We start from the raw sequence: 671 nt of genomic DNA, 5'->3' as shown, positions 1-671 counted from the left end.
GTGCTGATGAGTTTCACGGATTACAGTCTGACCGGTGGTGGCAGTTTCGTCGGGTTGGACAACTTCACCCGTCTGTGGGATGACCCGTTGTTCTGGCAGGCGTTGAGGGTCACTGTTCTGTATACGGTGCTTGCTGTGCCGGGCACGCTTGTGGTGTCGGTGTCGTTGGCGCTGATCACTCGTCGTGCTTTTCGTGGTGCGCGGTTCTTCCGGTCGGTGTTCTTCCTGCCGGTGGTCACTTCGCTGGTGCTGGCCGCCACGGTCTTCGTCTGGATCTTCTCGACGGGTGGTCCGTGGTCGAGTCTGATGGGCCTGTTCGGGATGGACGAGGGCTCCTGGCTGTCCGATGACGTGCTGGTGCTGCCCGCGCTCGCGGTGGTCGGCGTCTGGTCGCGTTTCGGCTACGGGATGCTGATCCTGCTGGCCCGGATGCAGGACATTCCCCGGGAGCTGGAGGAAGCCGCGCTCACCGACGGCGCCGGGCCCTGGCAGCGGTTCCGGTACATCGTGCTCCCGCAGCTCAAGCCCGCCCTGTTCTTCCTCGCCGTGATCGAGACGACGGCCTCGTTCCAGGTCTTCGACGCGGTGTACACGATGACCGGCGGCGGCCCCGCCAACGCCAGCTACACGCTCGTCTTCCAGCTCTACGACGCGGGCTTCAAGTACTTCGA

The 671-nt window shown here is 64.1% G+C and carries 1 protein-coding gene; it reads left to right on the top strand.

Annotated elements, in window-relative coordinates; genetic code table 11:
- Nucleotides 1-671 (top strand): carbohydrate ABC transporter permease (locus WA762_RS35495; RefSeq protein WP_335941715.1); only part of this gene is annotated, 671 nt, incomplete at both ends.

The organism is Streptomyces tyrfis (genome assembly GCF_037034285.1).
In the GTDB taxonomy this organism is placed as follows: Bacteria; Actinomycetota; Actinomycetes; order Streptomycetales; family Streptomycetaceae; genus Streptomyces.
This window is presented reverse-complemented; position numbering and strand designations above follow the sequence as displayed.